Source organism: Streptomyces platensis, assembly GCF_008704855.1.
GTDB lineage: Bacteria > Actinomycetota > Actinomycetes > Streptomycetales > Streptomycetaceae > Streptomyces > Streptomyces platensis.
In genome coordinates this window covers 5,272,371-5,290,136 of record NZ_CP023691.1, presented here as the reverse complement: position 1 = coordinate 5,290,136, position 17,766 = coordinate 5,272,371, and the positions used below count along the sequence as shown (strand labels likewise).

At 71.8% G+C, this 17,766-nt stretch carries 16 protein-coding genes; 8 read left to right on the top strand and 8 right to left on the bottom strand.

What is annotated here, in order from left to right; genetic code table 11:
* Nucleotides 1-201 precede the first annotated feature (201 nt).
* Nucleotides 202-738 carry a nuclear transport factor 2 family protein gene (locus tag CP981_RS23510; protein WP_085926241.1) on the top strand — a complete coding sequence of 179 codons (537 nt, stop codon included), beginning with the start codon at nucleotides 202-204 and terminating at the stop codon, nucleotides 736-738.
* Here the strand turns inward: CP981_RS23510 and CP981_RS23505 are convergent.
* From CP981_RS23505 to CP981_RS23495, 3 genes are read right to left on the bottom strand one after another with little or no spacing between them, the layout of a single operon-like run.
* Nucleotides 723-1,952, bottom strand: coding sequence for a cytochrome P450 (locus tag CP981_RS23505; protein WP_085926242.1), 1,230 nt, complete (start codon nucleotides 1,950-1,952; stop codon nucleotides 723-725). The two genes, CP981_RS23510 and CP981_RS23505, sit on opposite strands and share 16 nt — an antisense overlap.
* Nucleotides 1,953-1,965: 13 nt before the next feature.
* Nucleotides 1,966-3,339 (bottom strand): NAD(P)/FAD-dependent oxidoreductase, encoded by a 1,374-nt coding sequence (locus tag CP981_RS23500; RefSeq protein ID WP_167536138.1) that lies wholly within the window; start codon nucleotides 3,337-3,339, stop codon nucleotides 1,966-1,968.
* Complete coding sequence (locus CP981_RS23495) at nucleotides 3,336-3,590, bottom strand: ferredoxin (protein WP_425282153.1); 255 nt, start codon at nucleotides 3,588-3,590, stop codon at nucleotides 3,336-3,338. The genes CP981_RS23500 and CP981_RS23495 overlap by 4 nt, the downstream gene beginning before the upstream one ends.
* A 181-nt stretch (nucleotides 3,591-3,771) precedes the next feature.
* On the opposite strand from CP981_RS23495, the gene CP981_RS23490 reads away from it, so the two are divergent.
* Entirely contained in the window at nucleotides 3,772-4,431 is a 660-nt protein-coding gene (locus CP981_RS23490; protein WP_085926243.1) for a TetR/AcrR family transcriptional regulator, read from the top strand.
* 172 nt (nucleotides 4,432-4,603) lie between these two features.
* A complete protein-coding gene (locus CP981_RS23485) occupies nucleotides 4,604-5,293 on the top strand; it encodes a hypothetical protein (protein WP_085926244.1) in 690 nt (229 codons plus the stop codon).
* 89 nt (nucleotides 5,294-5,382) lie between these two features.
* On the opposite strand, the gene CP981_RS23480 is transcribed toward CP981_RS23485, so the two are convergent.
* A complete protein-coding gene (locus CP981_RS23480; RefSeq protein WP_085926245.1) occupies nucleotides 5,383-5,811 on the bottom strand; it encodes a hypothetical protein in 429 nt (142 codons plus the stop codon).
* An 837-nt stretch (nucleotides 5,812-6,648) separates the two neighbouring features.
* Between CP981_RS23480 and CP981_RS23475 the strand changes: the two genes are divergently transcribed.
* Genes CP981_RS23475 through CP981_RS23465 form a run of 3 tightly spaced genes read left to right on the top strand, consistent with a single transcriptional unit; the run spans nucleotide 6,649 to nucleotide 8,921 of the window.
* Entirely contained in the window at nucleotides 6,649-7,401 is a 753-nt protein-coding gene (locus tag CP981_RS23475; RefSeq protein ID WP_085926246.1) for a DUF6879 family protein, read from the top strand.
* Between the two features lie 13 nt (nucleotides 7,402-7,414).
* A complete protein-coding gene (locus CP981_RS23470) occupies nucleotides 7,415-8,266 on the top strand; it encodes a helix-turn-helix domain-containing protein (RefSeq protein ID WP_085926247.1) in 852 nt (283 codons plus the stop codon).
* A gap of 28 nt (nucleotides 8,267-8,294) precedes the next feature.
* Complete coding sequence (locus CP981_RS23465; protein ID WP_085926248.1) at nucleotides 8,295-8,921, top strand: DUF5753 domain-containing protein; 627 nt, start codon at nucleotides 8,295-8,297, stop codon at nucleotides 8,919-8,921.
* 35 nt (nucleotides 8,922-8,956) lie between these two features.
* Here CP981_RS23465 and CP981_RS23460 read toward each other — a convergent pair whose 3' ends face one another.
* Together CP981_RS23460 and CP981_RS23455 are read right to left on the bottom strand one after the other, a co-directional pair.
* A complete protein-coding gene (locus tag CP981_RS23460) occupies nucleotides 8,957-11,899 on the bottom strand; it encodes an FAD-binding and (Fe-S)-binding domain-containing protein (RefSeq protein WP_085926249.1) in 2,943 nt (980 codons plus the stop codon).
* A 72-nt stretch (nucleotides 11,900-11,971) separates the two neighbouring features.
* Complete coding sequence (locus CP981_RS23455) at nucleotides 11,972-13,438, bottom strand: FAD-binding oxidoreductase (protein WP_085926296.1); 1,467 nt, start codon at nucleotides 13,436-13,438, stop codon at nucleotides 11,972-11,974.
* Nucleotides 13,439-13,492: 54 nt separating this feature from the next.
* On the opposite strand from CP981_RS23455, the gene CP981_RS23450 reads away from it, so the two are divergent.
* Both CP981_RS23450 and serC read left to right on the top strand, forming a co-directional pair.
* Nucleotides 13,493-14,554 (top strand): helix-turn-helix transcriptional regulator, encoded by a 1,062-nt coding sequence (locus CP981_RS23450; protein ID WP_085926250.1) that lies wholly within the window; start codon nucleotides 13,493-13,495, stop codon nucleotides 14,552-14,554.
* 106 nt (nucleotides 14,555-14,660) lie between these two features.
* Nucleotides 14,661-15,779 carry a phosphoserine transaminase gene (gene serC, locus CP981_RS23445; protein ID WP_085926251.1) on the top strand — a complete coding sequence of 373 codons (1,119 nt, stop codon included), beginning with the start codon at nucleotides 14,661-14,663 and terminating at the stop codon, nucleotides 15,777-15,779.
* Nucleotides 15,780-15,853: 74 nt separating this feature from the next.
* On the opposite strand, the gene CP981_RS23440 is transcribed toward serC, so the two are convergent.
* Both CP981_RS23440 and CP981_RS23435 read right to left on the bottom strand, forming a co-directional pair.
* Nucleotides 15,854-16,717 (bottom strand): ABC transporter permease, encoded by an 864-nt coding sequence (locus CP981_RS23440; protein ID WP_107429551.1) that lies wholly within the window; start codon nucleotides 16,715-16,717, stop codon nucleotides 15,854-15,856.
* Entirely contained in the window at nucleotides 16,714-17,691 is a 978-nt protein-coding gene (locus CP981_RS23435) for an ATP-binding cassette domain-containing protein (protein ID WP_085926252.1), read from the bottom strand. Before CP981_RS23435 ends, CP981_RS23440 begins: the two co-directional genes overlap by 4 nt.
* Between the last annotated feature and the right edge of the window lie 75 nt (nucleotides 17,692-17,766).

The window sequence follows — 17,766 nt, the reverse complement described above, 5'->3', positions numbered from 1 at the left end:
CAATCATGGATGACGTCGCCGTCCAAGAGGCGACGGAGGGCTCATGGGCAGGCCGATATCCGGGTGACGGGCCACGGCCACCGCGGAGGGCGATGGCGATCCGCCCGTGCCCGGGTGTGCGGCACCCGGCCTCGGCCCGCCCTGGAGAAGTGGCCGCCGGCGGCCCAGAGTTGCCGCATCCCACACCTCCGAGGAGCCCTCATGCCCACCACCCCCGCCCACGACGACACCCTCGCCCGGCGCCTGCAGCACCTGGAGGACAAGGAGTCCCTGCGTGCGCTGATGATCCACGGCTGGCGGGCGCTGGACCGCAAGGACTGGCGCACCTGGATCGAGTGCTGGGCCGAGGACGCGGTCCTGGAGTTCGGCCCGTGGGACCACATCCACGGCCGTGAGGCGATCCTGGCCAAGGTCATCGAGGCCGAGGCGCCGTACGCCACCATGCAGCACCACCTCCTCAACATGGACTTCGAGGTGCGAGGCGACCGGGCGACCGGCATCGGCTACATGTGGTTCGTAGCCGTCACCGGCCCCGGAACGGCCGCCTCGCCCTACGCCATGGGCGGCCCCTACGCCTGGGAGTACACCCGGACCGCCGACGGCTGGCGGCTGACCCGCCAGCAACTCGGCGTCTGGTGGACCATGGGCGAGGACACCCTCGACGCGTTCACTCCGGCCGGTCAGGGCGTGCCTCCCCGGCCCACGGAGACCGGCGAGGCGCCCTACGACACACCCTGAGGGCCGTCCGGGACGAGCTGATCGAAGGCGACCAGCAGCTGTTCCGGGCCGCGCAGGACGGCGTTCTCCCGGTACGGCGGCGGGTCGGCAACCAGGCGCGGCGAGCGGAGCCTGCGGGCCAGGGCGGTGAGCGCTATCTGCGCCTCGGCGCGGGCGAGGGTGGCGCCGATGCAGTAGTGGATTCCGCCGCCGAAGCCGAGGTGGGCGTTGTCCCGGCGGTCGGGGACGAACCGGTCGGGGTCGTCGAAGCGGGTGGCGTCGCGGTTGCCCGCGGCGAGCAACAGGCGGATGCGGGAGCCCTTGGGGATGGTGGTGCCGGCGAGGTCGATGTCGGCCAGGGCGCTGCGGCCGGACATCTGCACGGGCGGGTCGTAGCGCAGCACCTCCTCCACCAGCGGGGTGGCCAGGTCGGGGTCTTCGCGCAGCCGGGCGAGGGCGTCGGGGTTGCGCAGCAGGGCGAGGGTGCCGTTGGCGATGAGGTTGACGGTGGTTTCGTGACCGGCGATCAGCAGCAGGCCGAGGGTGACGCGCAGCTGGACCGGGCCCATCACGTCGTCGGGATCCTGGTGGAACATCAGGCCGGACAGCAGGTCGGTGCCGGGCTCGGTGCGGCGCCGGGCGATGACCCCTTCCAGGTACTGCATCAACTCGCCGCGTGCCTGGTCGAGTTCGCGGAGTTCTTCCTCGGTCTGGGTGTCGATGGGGTCCAGGCCCCGGGTGAGGCGGCGAGCGATGCTGCCGAAGAGGGGCTCGTCCTCGCGGGGCACGCCGAGCAGTTCGCAGATCACCGTGACCGGTAGCGGATAGGCGAGATCGGCGACCACGTCGAGCCGGCCGGGGCGGTCGCCGGCCTGGGCGTCGAGAAGCCCGGAGACCAGCGCGCCGAGGTGGTCCCGCATGCCCGTGATCCGGGGGATGAACTCCTGGGAGACCACGCGACGCAGCTGGTCATGCAGGGGCGGGTCCTGCACGAGCAGACCCCTGGCGGCCTTCGGGACCTTGGTCTGCGGGTTGAGCCGGTCGGCACTGCTGCGCGGGTCGTGCAGCAGCTGCCGGATCTCCCGGTGGCCGCTGACCAGCCAGGAGCCGTCGTCCATACGCACGACCGGCTCCCGGCGGAGCTGGGCGTAGTACGGGTAGGGGTCGGCACGGTGGTCGTACCGCATGGCCTGGGCGAAGAGGTCCGTTGCCGAAGGTGCGGTGGAAGTCGTCATGAGAGGTCTCCGTTCACCGGTGTGCGGTCTGGGCCGGCGCGAGGGCCGAGGGCGTGCGGATGTCGTGCTCCTGGGGGCCGCCGGCAGCACGGCCGGGGAAGCCGGCATCGACGGGTTCGAGCCGGTCCGGTCCGTCCGTGGCGCCCAGCCGGGGCGGGAACGGCGCGCGGGCTTCGATGAGGGCCGCGTAGCCGTCCAGCACCCGCGGGGAGTCGACCGACACGACGCCGACCAACCTGCCCTTGAGCCCGTATGCGGCGACGAACTGCCGCTGGTCGAGGGCCCCTTGGGTGACCACGACCCGATCGGCGACGGCCGGCACTCCGACGGACTTGAGGTAGCGGCCGAACTGCTGGGACCAGAAGGCGGGCAGCGGCTGGTGGTCGCGCCGTTCGTCCGGGCCGCGGGTGAGGTTGTATGCGGCGGTGCGGGCCTGGGCGACCGCGTTGTCCCAGTGGTCCAGGCGCAGCAGCTGCCCGGGGTAGAGGGGGTGCGGCCAGCGGGCGACGTCACCGGCGACGAAGACGTCCTCGACCGGGCGGCCGGAGCCGGCCACCGCCCGGCAGTCGCCCTCGCTCACCACTCCCCGGTGGTCGGCGGCGAGCCCGGAGCCGGCCAGCCACTCGGTGTTGGCCACGGCGCCGGTGGCGATCACGGCCACCTCGACGGGCATCGCCGTGCCGTCGGACAGCACCGCCCGGCGCAGCCGGCCGCAGGCGTCACCTTCCAGGGCCTGGACCGTGGTGTTCAGCCGCAGATCCACCCCCACCTCGCGGTACCACTCGGCGGCGGCCCGGCCCAGCACCCCGCCCAGCGCACCGGCCAGCGGGGCCGCGCTGCGCTGTGTCACCGTCACCGGGATCCCCAACTCCCGGCAGGAGGAGGCCACTTCGCCACCCGTGAAGCCGGCGCCGACGACCAGCACCCGGCGCGGGCCGGCCGCCAGGGCGCCGCGCAGCCGCTCGGCGTCCTCGCGGGTACGCAGCACATGCACACCCTCCAGCCCGCCGCCGGCCTGGACGGGCCAGCGGCGCGCCCGGGTGCCGGTGGCTATCAGCAGCCGGTCGTACCCCAGGCTCCGGCCGTCGGCCAGTTCCACCCGGCGGCCGGGTACGTCCAGCCCGGTGGCGGGCGTGCCCAGCAGCCAGCGGGCGCCGATGTCACGGACCCGGGGCAGCGCGATGTGGTCACTGTCCAGCCGGCCGGACAGCACCGCCTTCGACAGCGGCGGCCGGTCATAGGGCTCGTGCGGCTCGTCCCCGATCAAGGTGAGTTCCCCCGTGAACCCCTCGTCGCGGAGGGCTTCGGCGGCGCGCAACCCGGCCAGCGAGGCGCCGACCACCACCACCCGGCCGGTACGCAGCCCCGCTGCGCCCGCCGCGGTCACCGGCCGCCTCCGCACGCGACGGGCGCGGGCTCCGTGGCACCGCTGAGCGTGATCGCCTGGACCGGGCAGGCGGCCGCCGCGCGCTCCACCTCGCGCCGGACGCCGTCGCCCGGCGCGTAGTCGTACTCCAGCGATTCCTCGCCGTGGAACCGGAAGACCGTCGGGGCGGCGTAGACGCACTGTCCGTAGCTCTGGCAACGGTTGAGGTCCACCACCAGCCGCAGGGGCTGCGGCGGGGGCTGCGTGATCATCTCTCTTCCCTTTCCTCACTGGTCAAGGGGCGAACTGCGGCGATGCCTGCGCCATGCACGGCTGGCCGCCGACGACCCCGGACTGCGATAGCGAGCAGCATTTAAATAGTGGCTGCTATTCAGACTGTACACGCTATCCGAGCGTTGACATGGTGATCCCTATCTGAATAACCTCGTCAACATGAACGCTGAGAGTGCTGAACCCGCCCGGCGGCGCCTGACCCGGGCGGAGGCCAAGGCCCGCACCCGTGCGCTCCTGCTGGACGCGGCGGCCCGGGTCTTCGCCCGCAAGGGCTTCACCGGTGCCTCCGTGGAAGAGATCGCAGAGGCGGCCGGATTCTCCATCGGTGCGCTGTACTCGAACTTCGGCAGCAAGGAGGCGCTGTTCCTCGAACTGCTCGCCGACCGCCAGACCGACCGCATCGCCGAGGCCGCCCAGATGCTGGAGTGCCACCCGTCGGGTACCGGCGAAGCCGCCGCCGAACTCGGCCGGCTGCTGATCGATGTCGCCGACAAGGACACCGACTTCGCGCCGCTCCAGGCCGAGTTCTGGCTCTACGCGGTCCGCAACCCCGAGGTCCTGGAAACCATGGCGGCCAACCTGCGCACGCCCCGCCGCGCACTGCAACAGGTGATCAGCACGTCCCTGGCCCAGCAGGACGCCCCCGCAGAGGTCTCCGCCGAGGCCGTGGCCACGGTGGTGGCGGCCCTCTTCACCGGCCTGGTGCGCCAGCGGCGCATCGACCCCGCCAGCGTGCCCGAGGAACTCTTCGGTGACGCCCTGAAGTGGCTCTTCGCCGGCATCAACGCCAGTGGGGCGGCCCCTTCCGGCACCGAGTGATCCACACCCCCGCGTGCCCCGTACCCACGAGCGGCCCGCCACCCGCAGGAGCGCACCGGCCCCGGCAGCGATGACGGCACGTCACTGAGCCTGCTGTGGGGCGTCGGCACGTACACCGACGCCCCACAGCGCCCCGTGAACGCCTCCCCGCTTCCCCGAAGGACCCCCCTTCATGAACGCTCACCGCAAGACCGCCGCTGCCGACGACACGGCGACTTCCGACGCCGCAACGGCTTCCGACGCCCGCAAACTGCGCATCCGCTATCTGGCCGCAGGGTTCTGGATAGCGTTCACCTGGATCGGCGAAGGCGACGCACCGGCGTGGGAACACGCCCTGCGCACCCTCGTCATCCTGCTGATCCTGCCGCCCTCCCTCTTGCGGGCCAACCGCCACTTCACCCACAAGCTCTACGAGAGCGCGCGCCCCGGCCGGGTCATAGCCCAGCTGATCACGGCCAGGATCGTCATCATCACGGCCGCCTTCGGTACCAGCAACCTGCTCGGCCGCCTGCTGGACCCGGGTACCGCCCACCCCCCGGTCCTCCCGGCCATCGGCTTCGCGCTCCTGCTGCTCAGCATCCCCGCCCAGATCCGCCACGCCCACCGCACCCGGGCCCGCACCACCCACCCCGCGGCCCAGCCCACCCTCTCCGCACCACGCCTGATGGCCGTCAAACTCATCAAGGTCACCGCCGCCCTGATCGCCCAACTCCTCCTGACCCCCTACCTGCCCAACGCCACCTATGTCGTCGCAGCAGCCCTCTTCCTCACCAGCGCCACCCTGGGCCCCAAGATCCACCGCAACTTCCTGGTCACCCACCCCGCAACCAAGAACGAGGAGGCGGTGCGGGTGGCGGCCTGAGGGGCTGTGGTCCTGCTCCCCCGTCCAGGACTCGTCGGGCATCGGCCCCCCCGGCGCACGCCGGGCCCCGGTCCTCCCACCCTGGACGGTTACGGATCACCTCCCCGGGGCCACCTCAGCGGACAGCCCCTCTCCGGCCGCTCCCGGTGCGGACTACAGGCGATCAGGTTCAGCGACAGAAACCGCCCACCACTCACCCACCAGCCCCCGACCCGGTCCTCGCCTACGGACAGGGCCCGTACGATCTCCTCGTACGACGCCTCCGGCGGATACGAGCCGACGAACAGCCCTGCGTAGTGGCCGAGTTGTGCGACATACCAGTCCGCCGCCTCCTTCGGCTCCTCGAACGTCACCTCGATCCGGCCGGCCGGCTTCAGCAGCCAGTCCGCGCACGCCAGCGGCATCACCTGCGCGGAGCGGAACTCCGGGTGATCCGGCCGTCGGTGCGCGTCCCCCGGCTTCACGAGGACATCGCCGCTGCCTAGCCAGACGTAGGCGTGGTGGTGGGGTCCGGCCATCTCACTCCCTGGATTCACACGTTCTGCTCCGCGCACTGGTCCGAAGGGCGGCCCCCACCCGAGGTACGGGACAGGGGGCGCCCGGTCCACGGCCTACGGCCCCGGACTACAACCCCGGACTACGGCCCGGCCTACTGGCGGCCACAGCCCTGCCCGTCACCGCAGCCTCCGTTGGGGTTGCCTCCCTGGTTGTCGTCCTCGTCACCGCCGTACTTGACCGGGTCGAGGCGGTAGCGCATGGTCATCTCCTCGGGTGCTCAAGTCGCCGCGCGGTCGGTCCACGCGTCGTCGTGCACTTGCGAGGGCCCCCTTGCGGGCCCACCCGCTCCGGCCGTGCCCTGCCAGGGAATGGCGGCCGGGGCGGGAGTTTTGGCAGGGCCGGCGGCGTGAACATCAGCGGTTCGAGGCGCTGCCGTACCGACACCGGCCCGTTCATGAATGCCGTCTACGTCGCCGCCCGATGCCGAGCGCGATGGCGCGTGATGAGGACGTTGAAGTCGGTCACCCTGCTGAGATCCCGGGCCGCGGCGGCCTGCCTCCTGCCGCGCTCCAGGTCGTCGCACTCGGGGCAGCTATGCGTCCTCGGCGCGCCAGCGGGAGTGCTTGTCCGGTCGCCTTGACGGTCCCCTGCCACTGCTGCTGCGCGTGTTGGTGCGGTCATGAGCAGGACGTTAGGAATCGGGAGAAAGCGCCGCCACGCAATGTTCTCCAATGTTCTCGAAGAATGGCCGAATGTTCTCGCTTGTTCTCACGCTATGGAGTGCAACCTGTGGTGCGACGCTCCGAAGCCCGGTGATGCTGGAGGCTCGCAACCTTCACCAAACGAGGGAGACGGCCATGGCACGGCGCCTGCGTTTCAGGGGCACGGACAGCAAGCAAGGCAACTGTCCCGCGCTGCACGAGGACGTAGAAACGGGCGAGATCATCGTCCAGGGAGCACCGCTCAGCGACGCCTTAGACCTTGAACAGCTCCAACACTTCAGCCCGGGGGATTCGGCGGTCATCGTTCCTCGCGAACTGCTCGTGAACTGGGGCCCGAAGGAGATCGATCACGTGCCGGAAATCATCGATCAGGAGGAGTTCCGCAAGCTCTTCGAGGCCTTCGAGCATTCGGCATGGCACCTCGAATCCCGCCGCGGCTACGCCTCTGACCAGGAGGACGAGGACTACCGGAAGTTCCTCGATACGGGCACCGTGACGTGGAGCCTGGATGACGCATGGTGCACGAACATCCGCGCCCAGACGGCGGCCGGTAAGCACGTCGGCCGGGTCCGCATTGTCGACAACCCTCCGACGTCTGGTCAGCTCTACCTACTCGGCTACTCGCAGTGCAACGCCGCCACCGGCGAGGACGTACGCAACCTGTGGCGCCGTGACGCGGAACGTCTGCGCCTTCCCGCCGAGGATTTCTGGATCTTTGACTCCCGATTGGTCGCCCTGCTGAACTTCGACGATGCCGACGTGCTTCTGAACGTCGAGCTGATCACCGAACCGGCTGAGGTCGTCCGATACTGCCAGGTGCGCGACGCCGCATGGCATCACGCCATCCCGTACGAGACGTTCGCGGCGGAGGTGTCTGCCGCAGAGTAGCGAGTGTGAACCGGTGAGCACCGACTATCAGCAGGCCCGGGCCGCCCTTGGGGTCAGACTCCGAGAACTACGGGAGTCCTGCCCGACGGGCAAGCTCACCGGTCCGCAGCTGGCCGCCCGCCTCGGCTGCGTCCACTCCAAGATCTACAAGCTGGAGAACGGAAATCAGACAGCCACCGCCGAAGACGTGCGGGCGTGGGCCGGGGCGACAGGTCATCCGGAGGCTACGGCCGAACTGCTCGCCCGGCTTGCGGGTTTCGAATCCCACATCCGTTCATGGCGCCGGCAGTTGGCGTCCGGACACTTTCCGGTGCAGCAGAGCTGGAACGCAGAGGTGGCACGCTCAAAGGTCCTCCACATATGGGAGGAAGCCGTTATCGCCGGCATGTTGCAGACCGCCGAATACGCACGTCACGTCTTCATTCGTTACGCGGAATTCCAGCAATCGAAGCCGGATGCAGACGAAGCGGTGAGAGCGCGGATGAAGCGACAGGAATGGCTTTACGAATCGGGAAAGAAGCTCCACGTCCTGATGTGGGAAGCAGCCCTACACGCTCTCATCTGCCCACCCTCCGTACTCGCTGCCCAGCTCGACCGACTCGCCGGAGTCATCGGCATGGACAGCGTCTCGCTGGGCATCGTCCCCCTCGGGGCACCGCTGAAGCTCGCCCCGGCCAACGGATTCTGCGTCCTGGACGACCGGCTGGCCATTACTGAGGACTGGCATGCGGAACTGTGGCTGGACGACGCGCACAACGTCGCCACCTACATGAAGGTCTGGAACACGCTCCGGGACTCCGCCGTCTACGGCACCGAGGCACAGAACGTGATCAGCAGAGCCCGTCGGTCGCTCTGTTCGCCATGACGCCCCCAACACCACCAGGATGCACACAATGTCGCATTCAACGAACCCCGAATCCACACATACCGAGTGGCGCCAGCAGATGCGCGACGGGCTGAAGCCGCTCCAGAACAGTTTGGTCCAGTTATTCCAGGAGACCCGGCTGTTCCGTATCTACTCCTCCACCCTCATGCCCGGGCTACTACAGGCCGAGGGCTACGCGGCAGCAGTGCTGCGAACCGTCGCCGCCTTTCAGGAACTCCCCTTCGACGACAGCGCGGAGGCTGCGCGTGCCCGCGTAGAACGGTCCCGCGTCATTCATGAGCCGGAGCGCCGTTTCGAACTGCTCATCGAAGAAGTAGTGCTGCACCACCAACTCGCAAACACGGAGGTGATGACTGCCCAGTTGGACTACCTGCTCGCCACCGCCGCCCTGCCGTCTGTGTCACTCGGGATCATCCCGATGGCGACGCAGGAGCGGGTGCAGTGGCCGCGCGAGACGTTCCATGTGTACGACGACAACCTGGTGTCGGTCGAGTTGCTTTCCGCAGAGGTGAAGCTCACCCAGCCCTCCGAAATCGCCCAGTATCTAAAGGCGTTCGATCAGCTCCGCAGCATGGCCGTGTACGGGTCGGAGGCGCGGGCGCTCGTTCTGAAGGCGCTGGAGGCGTTGCGCTGAGGCCGATACGGCTCGGGCCCCCGACCCCCGCCTCCTCAGCCCCCGTCCTCGCCCGGCTCCTCCCTCAACCCCTCCGCCAAAACCTCAGCCAAGTGCCGTCCCCGCCGTTCCCCCAGCTGCTCCAGCTGGGTGCGGCACGAGAAGCCGTCGGCGAGGATTTCCGCTTCCTCGGGTGATTCCCGGACCGCGGGGAGGAGTTGGTCCTCGGCGCAGGACACCGAGACGTCGTAGTGGCCGCGTTCGAAGCCGAAGTTGCCGGCCAGGCCGCAGCAGCCGCCGGTCAACGTTCCCGTGAGGCCGGCGCGGGCGCGGAGGTGGCGGTCGGCGGTGTCGCCCAGGACTGCGTGTTGGTGGCAGTGGGTCTGGCCGGCGATGGGGCGGTCGATGCGTGGGGGTTGCCAGTCGGGGGCCAGTTCTTCCAGGGCTTGGGCGAAGGTACGGACGGAGCGGGCCAGGCGGGCCGCCCGGGGATCGTCGGCGAGCAGTTCCGGCAGGTCGGTGCGGAGGGCGGCGGCGCAGCTCGGTTCGAGGACGACCAAGGGGTGGCCGTCTTGGAGGAGGGGGCTCAGGACGTCGACGGTGCGGCGCATGACGCGGCGGGCCTGGTCGAGTTGTCCGGTAGAGATGTAGGTGAGACCGCAGCACAGGGGCGGGCGGTGGAGGCGGGGCAGCGCGGGCTGGGGGAAGGCGCCGCCGGGCTGGCGTAGCGGGGCGGTGGGTGGGAGGAGGGGGCGCAGGCCGGCCGCTTCCAGGACGCGGACCGCGGCGCGGCCGACCTCCGGGGAGAGGTGGTTGGTGAAGGTGTCGGGCCAGAGGATGACGGTGCGGGCGTCGGACGGCGCCTCGTTCCCGGCCGTCGTCTTCCGGCGGCGCCACCACCAGCGGGTGAAGGTCTCAGTGGCCAGTGCGGGAATCGGCCGCTCGGGGGCGATTCCGCCGAGGCGTTTGGCGACGGTGGCCAGCGGTGTACGGGCGAGGGCGTTGAGGGCGGGGGCCAGTGGGGCGGCGGTGTGCAGCCACTGCGGGAGGCGGCCCATGGAGTAGTGGGCGGCGGGGCGTAGGCGGCCTTCGTAGTGGTGGTGCAGGAATTCCGCCTTGTAGGTGGCCATGTCGACGCCCACGGGGCAGTCGCTGCGGCAGCCCTTGCAGGAGAGGCAGAGGTCGAGGGCGTCGCGCACCTCGGGCGACTGCCAGCCGTCCGTGATGACCTCGCCGGCCAGCATCTCGTGCAGCAGGCGGGCCCGGCCGCGGGTGGAGTGCTGCTCCTCGCCGGTGGCGCGGAAGGAGGGGCACATGACGTCCGCCGAGCCCGGCCCCGTAGTGGTGTTGCGGCATTTGGCGACGCCGACGCAGCGCCGTACGGCCGCGGAGAAGTCGCCGTTGTCGTGCGGATAGCCGAACTCGACCGGGACCGGGCCCTTGGGCAGCGGCGCGAAGCGGAGGTTCTCATCGAGGCGGGCGGGGTGGACCAGCATGCCGGGGTTGAGGCCGGCGGCCGGGTCCCAGAGGGCTTTGAACTGTTCGAAGACGCCGACGAGTTCGGGGCCGTACATCTTCGGGAGCAGTTCGGCGCGGGCCTGGCCGTCGCCGTGTTCGCCGGAGAGCGAACCGCCGTGCGCGACGACCAGATCGCCCAGGTCGTGGGAGAAGTCCCGGAAGCGGCGGATGCCGGGGGCGGTCAGCAGGTCGAAGTCGATACGGATGTGGATGCAGCCGTCACCGAAGTGGCCGTAGGGGGTGCCGCGCAGGCCGTGCTGGGTGAGCAGGGCGCGGAAGTCGCGGAGATACGGGCCGAGTCGGTCGGGCGGGACGGCGCAGTCCTCCCAGCCGGGCCAGGCCTCGCTGCCGTCCGACAGCCGGGTGGCCGTGCCCGAGGCGTCCTCGCGGATCCGCCAGAGCGCGCGCTGTCCGGCCGGGTCGGTGACGACGGTGTGGTCGGTGCTGCCGTCGGCGGCGGCCGCCCGGCAGAGCGCTTCGGCGCGGGCCGCCGCCTCGCCGGGGCTCGCGCCGCCCATCTCGACGAACAGCCAGGCGCCGCCTTTGGGCAGCCCGGCGGCGTCGCCCACCAAATCGGCGGCCATCCCCTCGACGGTCATCGGCCGGTGCGGGAGGAGGGTGTGCGCGGCCTCGGCGGCGGCGCTCTCGTCCGGGTAGGCGAGGACGGCGAGGACCCGGGCGGCGGGGGTCTCCACGAGGCGTACGGTCGCCTCGGTCAGGACCCCCAGGGTGCCCTCGCTGCCGGTGAGGGCGCGGGCCAGGTCGGTGCCGTTCTCCGGGAGCAGCGCGTCCAGGGCGTAGCCGGAGATCCGGCGGGGGAGGTCGGGGTAGCCGGTGCGGAGGAGCGCCAATTCCGCGTCGACCAGGGCTTTTACGCCGTCCCTGAGGCGCGGGGGCAGTCCGGTGGGGGCGCCGGTGGGGCCGGTGCCGCGGCCGGCCCGTACCCGCTCGCCGCCGTACGTCAGCAGCTCCAGCTCGCGGACGCTGTCGGCGGTGGTGCCCCAGGCCACCGAGTGCGAGCCGCAGGAGTTGTTGCCGATCATGCCGCCGAGGGTGCAGCGGCTGTGGGTGGAGGGGTCGGGGCCGAAGGTCAGGCCGTGCGTTCCGGCCGCCGCCCGCAGGTCGTCCAGGATGACGCCGGGCTGGACGACGGCGGTGCGGGCGGCGGGGTCGAGGGACACGATCCGCCGCATGTGCCGGGTGAAGTCCAGCACCACCCCGACGCCGGTCGCCTGCCCCGCGATGCTGGTCCCGGCGCCGCGCGGCACCACCGGCACCCCGTGCTCCCGGCACACCCGCAGCGCCGCGGCGACATCCTCGGCGTCCAGGGGCGCGACCACCGCTCTGGGCACCCGCCGGTAATTGGACGCGTCCATCGTCACCAGTGCCCGGTCGGCCGCGGCGAACGAGACCTCCCCCCGTACCGCGGCCGCCAACTCCTTCGCCAGATTCCGCTTCTCCGTCTCCGTACGATCAGCCATGTCTCCAGCCTGCCCACTGGGGCGGGTTCATGGGGGTCGGCAGGCCCGATCGCCGGGAGAGTTTCCGTGCCGTCAGACGGGAACGGCGGCCGGGGCCGGGGTGGCGGCGGGGTGGAAGCGGAAGAGGTTCGCCGGGTCGTGGCGGGCCTTGAGCCCGGTCAGCCGGTGGTGCGCGTCGGTGTCATGGATGCTGCGCGCCACCTCGGCGGCGTCCGGGCGGTCCCCGTGCGGGCCGAAGAGGAAGTTCACGCTCCGGCCGAGCCGCCAGGGCGCGACGGCCGCCAGTGCCTCGGCGTGCAGTGCCCGTACGGCCGCCAGGGCGGCTTCGTCGCTGCCGGGGCCGTCCTCCGTGGCGCCGGCCAGCGGCGACAGCACGCGCAGCGCGTACCGGGCGTCCCGGTGGCCGATGGTGCCGGCCGCGGCGCCGCCGGTGGCCAGCGCGCCGCCGAGATGGTTCAGCTGGACCACGCACATGTCCGGGGCGGCCGGTCCGGTCAGCGCCGCCACCCGACGCAGCGCGGCCGCATCCAGCCCGCTGAGCAGCGCGTTGTCACCGTCGTAGGCGTGTGGATCGGTGGGGTCGCGGTGGATGGTGTGCGACTCGGCGTACGGCATCTCGCGCAGGTCGTCGCTCACCCGTGGACCCACCGCCCGCAGCGGCGCCACCAGCCGCTCGCCCTCCGCGGCGCTTCCCGTATAGGCGATCCGGATCTGCGCCAGGTAACGGCCGCGCAGCGGCTCGGGCAGCTGGGGGAGGTCCGGGTAGGCGATCAGGGCGAGCGAGGAGGTCAGCTCGTCCGGCACGGTTTCGGTCCAGCGCAGGTACGCGGCCGGCGCCCCGTCGAGCTGCTCGCCGCCGAACACCAGCTGTCCGCCGTAGAGCCGGGCCACCGGCACCAGTCCGAACTCCATCGCGGTCACCACGCCCAGACCGTGGCCGCCGCCGAGCAGCGCCCGGAACAGCTCGGGGTCGGTGGCCGCGGTGACCTGGCGCAGCCGGGCGTCGGCGGTGACCAGGTCGACGGACCGCACCTGGTCGGCGGCGAAGCCATATGTCCGGGCCAGCACCCCGACGCCGCCGCCGAGGGTGTACGAGATGACGCCCACGCCCGGAGAGGAGCCGTTGAGCGGGGCGAGTCCGTGCGGGGCCGCCGCCTCGACGACCTGGCCCCAGACCACGCCCGCCTCGACCCGTGCGGTGCCGGCCGCCGCGTCCACCCGCACCCCGGCCATCCGCCGCGTACTGATCAGCAGCCCGCCCTCGGTGGCCGCGGACAGCCCGTGCCCGGTGGCCTGCACCGCGACCGGCAGGCCCTGGTCCCGGGCGAAGCGCACCGCGGCGACCACGTCCTCGGCGCACTGCGCGCCGACGATCACGGCGGGCCGGTGCCTGCGGGCCAGCTGGAAGCCGGACCGCTCGGCGTCGTAGCCGTCGTCACCGGGGAGCAGGACCGGGCCCCGGACATGGGTCATGAGCGGGGCGAGGGCGGCGGGGTCGAGTGCGGGGGCGGACGGCGGGACGAGATCGTTGATCTTCATGTCCGGCACTCTGCCGCGATAACTTGACACCAGCCGTCATATATAAATCCGGGTGTGAAGTCGGCCCGTCTGCTCTCGATCGTCCTGCTCCTCCAGACCCGCGGCCGGGTGCCGGCCGCGGAGCTCGCCGAGCGGCTGGAGGTCTCGGCCCGGACCGTCTACCGCGATGTCGAGGCGCTGTCGGCGGCCGGTGTGCCGGTCTACGCGGAGCGCGGGCGGCACGGCGGGATCGCGCTGCTGCCCGGCTTCCGTACGGATGTCACGGGGATGACCGCCGACGAGGCGCGGGCCCTGTTCATCCTGGCCGCGCAGGGCGCCCACTCCGCGCTCGGCCTGGACGACGCGCTCCGCTCGGCGCTGCGCAAGGTGATGGCGGCGCTGCCCGCACCACACCGCCCGGCCGCCGAGCTGACCGGCCGCCGCATCCTGGTCGACCCGGACAAGTGGACGCCCCGCCCGACGTCCGCCGCCGCCCCGGACGGCGGGCCTTCCGGCCGCGGCCCCGCGGTGGAGCTCGATGTGCTGCACTCGGCCGTCTTCACCGATCTGCGGCTGCGGATCCGCTACCGCCACAGCGGCGAGACCCGGCCGCGGACCTACACCGTCGACCCGTACGGGCTGGTGGCCAAGGCAGGCACCTGGTATCTCGTCGCGGACCGGCGCGGCAGGCCGCAGCTCTTCCGGGCCGACCGGGTGGTGTCCGCGACCCTCACCGAGGTCCCCGTACGGCGCCGCGCGGGCGTCGAGCTGGCCGCGGTCTGGCAGCAGTTGCGGCGCCAGGTGGAGGACCGGCCCGCGGAGGTACGGGTGACCGCCCGGATCCGCCGCGAGCGGCTGGATCTGGCGGTGCGGATCCTGGGTGGGGCGCTGACCGGGCCGCCCCGTACGGGTGACGGCGACGGGGCGGGTGACGGCGACGACGGCTCCGGAGACGGGACCGGGGACGGCGGCTGGGCCACCCTCGACCTGGCGTTCCCCGTCCTGCCCGCGGTCCGTCAGCTGCTCCAGTTCGGCGATTCCCTCGAGGTGCTCGCGCCGCCGGCGGCCCGCCGGGTGATGGCCGAGGCCGCGGCCGCGCTCACCGCCGTCTACGCCGCGGACACTCCGCCCGGGTAGCCGGGCCGGAGGGCCCGCCGCCCGGCCGTCCACCGTATGGGCGGGCCGCATCTCACCCGCTGGACGCGCCGCCGAAGGCCGCAGCGCGACGGATTAGGCTTCGTGCGTGGCTGATATCCAGATTCCCGCTGACATCAAGCCCGCCGACGGACGCTTCGGCGCGGGCCCCTCCAAGGTGCGTACGGAGGCGCTCGGCGCCCTCGCCGCCACCGGTAGCTCCCTTCTCGGCACGTCCCACCGCCAGCCCCCGGTCAAGAACCTGGTCGGCAAGGTGCGCGACGGCGTACGTGACCTCTTCCAGCTCCCCGAGGGCTACGAGGTCGTCCTCGGCAACGGCGGCTCCACCGCCTTCTGGGACATCGCGACGCACGGTCTGATCGAGCGCAAGTCCCAGCACCTCAGCTTCGGTGAGTTCTCCTCGAAGTTCGCCAAGGCCGCCAAGCTGGCGCCGTGGCTGGAGGAGCCCACCGTCGTCTCCGCCGACCCGGGCGACCACCCGGACCCGGTCGCCGAGCAGGGCGTGGACGTCTACGGCTTCACCCACAACGAGACCTCGACCGGTGTCGCCGCGCCCATCAAGCGCGTCGCGGGCGCGGACGAGGGCGCGCTGGTCCTGGTCGACGCCACCTCCGGCGCGGGCGGGCTGCCGGTGGACATCAGCGAGACCGATGTCTACTACTTCGCCCCGCAGAAGTCGTTCGCCTCGGACGGCGGTCTGTGGCTGGCGGCCTTCTCCCCCGCCGCCCTGGAGCGCGCCCGCGCCATCCACGCCTCCGGCCGGCACATCCCGGAGTTCTTCTCGCTGCCCACGGCGATCGACAACTCCCTGAAGAACCAGACGTACAACACCCCGGCGCTGTCCACCCTCTTCCTGCTCAATGAGCAGCTGGAGTGGATCAACGGCCAGGGCGGCCTGGACTGGGCGGTCCGCCGCACCGCCACCTCCTCGCGCACCCTCTACGGCTGGGCCGAGGACGCCAAGTACGCCACCCCGTTCGTCACCGACCCGGCCAAGCGCTCGCAGGTCATCGGCACCATCGACTTCGACGAGGGCATCGACGCCGCTGCCGTCGCCAAGGCCCTGCGCGCCAACGGCATCGTCGACACCGAGCCCTACCGCAAGCTCGGCCGCAACCAGCTGCGGATCGCGATGTTCCCGGCGATCGACCCGGCGGACGTCGAGGCCCTGACGGCCTGCATCGACCACGTCATCGGCAAGCTGTAGCCGGCTGCCTTCGCGCATCACGGGCCCCGGCGGACGACCGCCGGGGCCCGTGCGCGGTGCGGTACGGTCCCGGCTCAGCGGCTCAGCCGCTGGAAGCGCCGTACCGCCAGCGGCAGGAAGACCGCGGTGAGGGCGACCGGCCAGAGCACCGCCATCAGCACCGCATGCTGTTCCACCCAACTGCCGCCCGTGGTGGCCGGGTTGCCGAAGAGCTCCCGGATGGCGCCGGCCGTCGAGGAGACAGGGTTCCACAGGGCGATCGCGCCCAGCCAGTCCGGCATCATCGACGGCGGGGTGAAGACGCTGGAGATCATGCCGAACGGCATGGCGACGGCGTAGAGGCCGCCGGCCGTTTCCTGACCGGGCACCAGCAGGCCGAGATAGACACCGATCCAGATGAGGGCGAAGCGCAGAAGCAGCAGCAGCCCGAAGGCGGCGAGGGTGGCGGCCGGACTGCCGTGGGAGCGCCAGCCGACGATCACGGCGATCACGGCCAGCGCCACGAGATCGACGCTCGCGCCGATGAGATCGGAGACCCCGCGCCCGCTGACCACTGCCGACGGTGCCATCGGCAGGGAACGGAAGCGGTCGGTGACACCGCGGTCCCGGTCGACGACGACGGCCATCGCGGTGTTCATGAAACCGAAGGAAATCGTCATCGCGAAGATGCCGGGCATCGCGAACGTCGGGTAGTCCACCCCGCCGCCGACATGCATCGCGCTGCCGAAGACATAAACGAAGAGCACCACGGAGACGATCGGGAAGCCCAGCTGCCAGGCGATGATGACGGGCTGCCGGACGAGATGGGTCAGATCCCGGCGGACGATGGTCAGGCAGTCGGCGACGGCCCAGTAGAGGCGGCGCGCGGGGCCGTCGTCCGGGCCGGCCGGGCCGGGGCGGCCGTCGTGCGGGATGTGCAGCACGGTTCCTGCGCTCATGCGGACGCCTCCTCGCCGGTCCTGGCCGCCGGGCGTCCGGTGAGCCGCAGAAAGACCTCGTCGAGCGTCGGGCGGCGCAGCCCGATGTCCTCGACGCCGACGCCCGCGTCCTGGAGGGTGCGCGCGACCTCGGTCAGGGCCGCCACGCCTGCCGTCACCGGGGCCCCGACCCGCCGCTCCGCCTCGTCCGCCGTGGGCCGTACGCCGTCCGCGGCGACCCGCGCCACGGCCCGTACCGCGTGCGGGAGGTCGGCCGGGTCGTGCAGCACCACATGCAGGCTCTCCCCGCCGACCTGCCGTTTCAGTGCGGCGGGTGTGCCGTCGGCGATCGTCCGGCCGTGCTCGACGACGGAGATCCGGTCGGCCAGCCGGTCCGCCTCGTCGAGGTATTGGGTGGTCAGCAGCACGGTGGTGCCGGCCGCGGCGAGCCGGCGGACCGCCTCCCAGACCTCGTTGCGGCTGCGGGGGTCGAGGCCGGTGGTCGGCTCGTCCAGGAACAGCACCTCGGGGGCGAGGATCAGGCTCGCGGCGAGGTCGAGGCGGCGGCGCATCCCGCCGCTGTAGCCCTTGACGGATTTCCCGGCCGCGCCGCCCAGTCCGAACTGTTCCAGCAGCTCGGTGGCCCGGGCCCGGGACCGGCGGGCGCCGAGGTGGAAGAGCCTGCCGAACATCTCCAGGTTCTGCCGTCCGGTCAGGATCCCGTCCACGGCGGCGTATTGACCGGCCAGACCGATCCTGGCGCGTACCCGGTCCGGCTCCCGCGTCACCTCGTGCCCGGCGACCGCCGCCCGGCCGCCGTCCGGGCGCAGCAGGGTGGCCAGGATGCGGACGACCGTGGTCTTGCCGGCACCGTTCGGTCCGAGCAGGCCGTGCACCGTGCCGCGGCGGACGGTGAGGTCGAGGCCGTCCAGCGCCCGCTTGTCGCCGTACCGCTTCTCCAGTCCCTCCGCGAGCACCGCCACATCGGGCGGCATCCGCCCGGCCGGCCCCGTCTCTCTCCGCGTCCCGCGCCCTGTCCCGCTCATGCTGACGGCCATCGCCGCTCCCCT

Excerpts from the sequence above, each read along its gene's own strand:
- CP981_RS23475 (WP_085926246.1), top strand. The coding sequence starts at position 6,649 with ATGGCACGGCGCCTGCGTTTCAGGGGCACGGACAGCAAGCAAGGCAAC.
- CP981_RS23485 (WP_085926244.1), top strand. The coding sequence starts at position 4,604 with ATGAACGCTCACCGCAAGACCGCCGCTGCCGACGACACGGCGACTTCC.
- CP981_RS23460 (WP_085926249.1), bottom strand. The coding sequence starts at position 11,899 with ATGGCTGATCGTACGGAGACGGAGAAGCGGAATCTGGCGAAGGAGTTG.
- CP981_RS23490 (WP_085926243.1), top strand. The coding sequence starts at position 3,772 with ATGAACGCTGAGAGTGCTGAACCCGCCCGGCGGCGCCTGACCCGGGCG.
- CP981_RS23505 (WP_085926242.1), bottom strand. The coding sequence starts at position 1,952 with ATGACGACTTCCACCGCACCTTCGGCAACGGACCTCTTCGCCCAGGCC.
- CP981_RS23440 (WP_107429551.1), bottom strand. The coding sequence starts at position 16,717 with ATGAGCGCAGGAACCGTGCTGCACATCCCGCACGACGGCCGCCCCGGC.
- CP981_RS23455 (WP_085926296.1), bottom strand. The coding sequence starts at position 13,438 with ATGAAGATCAACGATCTCGTCCCGCCGTCCGCCCCCGCACTCGACCCC.
- CP981_RS23465 (WP_085926248.1), top strand. The coding sequence starts at position 8,295 with ATGTCGCATTCAACGAACCCCGAATCCACACATACCGAGTGGCGCCAG.
- CP981_RS23435 (WP_085926252.1), bottom strand. The coding sequence starts at position 17,691 with ATGCCGCCCGATGTGGCGGTGCTCGCGGAGGGACTGGAGAAGCGGTAC.
- CP981_RS23480 (WP_085926245.1), bottom strand. The coding sequence starts at position 5,811 with ATGGCCGGACCCCACCACCACGCCTACGTCTGGCTAGGCAGCGGCGAT.
- CP981_RS23510 (WP_085926241.1), top strand. The coding sequence starts at position 202 with ATGCCCACCACCCCCGCCCACGACGACACCCTCGCCCGGCGCCTGCAG.
- CP981_RS23495 (WP_425282153.1), bottom strand. The coding sequence starts at position 3,590 with ATGATCACGCAGCCCCCGCCGCAGCCCCTGCGGCTGGTGGTGGACCTC.